Genomic DNA, 1,591 nt, shown 5'->3' on the forward strand with positions numbered 1-1,591 from the left:
AATCAGTATGATGCAGCAATTAAAGCCGAAACTGGTAACATATTTAACCTGAAAGAAGCTTCAAAACTCAATCAGATCAATGCTTTGCAGCAAGAAATGAACCGTTTAAACAATGAACATATTTCTGTACAGACCCGTCGCGATCAGTACCAGGAGTTTATTACCACCAGCGAAAACCGTAAAACAGATATTGCCCAAAAGATAGTATCCATAGAAAAAGCCTTATCGGAAAAATTGCCGGCATTGGTTCAATTGCAAAAAGACCAGCAAGAAGCACACGTAAACTTGCAGGAACAACAGCTTAATTATCAGGAAATTGCCGATCAGGTAAACGAAAGCGCAAGCAAATACAACCAGGATAACATCCGTTTCCATCAACAACAAAATAAGTTATCAGGTTTAGAAAAAGATTTAGATTATCGTTTTGTGCAGGAAGAAGCTTTAAATAAGCGCATCGCACAAAACGACAAAGAATTACAGGAAGCACTAACCCAAATTACGGCAACATTACAGCACACTGACCTGAACGACGATACGCTTTTAGAGATGTATCAACAACGTGAAGAGATGGAAAAAGGGCTTGCAGAAGCTGAGCAAGCTTATTTCACCAGTAAAGGAAGCATTAACGAGGTTGAAAACGACCTGACCAATATCCGTAAAACCCGCGAAGAAACAGATTTCTTATTAACGGAGATTAAGGATAAAAAAAACGCATTAAAAATCGATCTGAATGCATTAAAAGAACGTTTAGCTGTCGAATTCAACATCGACATCAACGATCTTTTAGAAACAGATACTGAAATTGAAGTTTTAGAAAGTGAGTTTGATCTCCGTCAAAAGGTAGAGCGAATGAAACGTCAACTCGACGAATTTGGCGCCATTAACTCTATGGCAATGGAAGCCTTTAAAGAAATGGAAGAACGTTATACTTTTATCCAGAACCAAAAAAAGGATCTTAATGCTGCAAAAACCGATCTTTTACAAACGATTAAAGAGATAGACGATACGGCTAAAGATAAATTTATGCAGGCCTTTACCCAGGCCCGTGAGCACTTTATCGTAGTTTTCCGTTCTTTATTTAACGAAGAAGATAGCTGCGACCTGATTTTATCAGATATCAATAATCCTTTGGAGGCCGATATTGATATTATTGCCCGTCCGAAAGGGAAAAGACCTTTATCCATCAATCAGTTATCTGGTGGAGAAAAAACATTAACGGCTACGGCGCTATTGTTTTCGCTTTACCTGCTAAAACCTGCACCTTTCTGTATTTTCGATGAGGTTGATGCGCCTTTGGATGATACCAACATCGATAAATTCAATAATATTATCCGTAAATTCTCCGATCAATCGCAGTTTATCATTGTATCGCACAACAAACGGACTATTGCCAGTACCGATATTATTTATGGGGTAACCATGGTAGAGCAGGGCGTTTCGAGGGTTGTAGCGGTCGATTTAAGGGAAGTAGCAGCTTAACTCAGCTTTTTCGTCATTGCGAGGAGGTACGACGAAGCAATCTTTTATTTACATTTTTTAAATTAGAAAATGAAAGTCACTACCATTGGCGGTCTTCAGTCCTGCTGTACTC

The 1,591-nt window shown here is 38.8% G+C and carries 1 protein-coding gene; it reads left to right on the forward strand.

Annotated features, from left to right (window positions below):
- Positions 1 to 1,479 (forward strand): coiled-coil domain-containing protein (locus AC1DPQ_RS27135; protein ID WP_477611474.1); only part of this gene is annotated, 1,479 nt, incomplete at its 5' end.
- Between the last annotated feature and the right edge of the window lie 112 nt (positions 1,480 to 1,591).

The organism is Pedobacter sp. 01T416_2 (genome assembly GCF_056398925.1).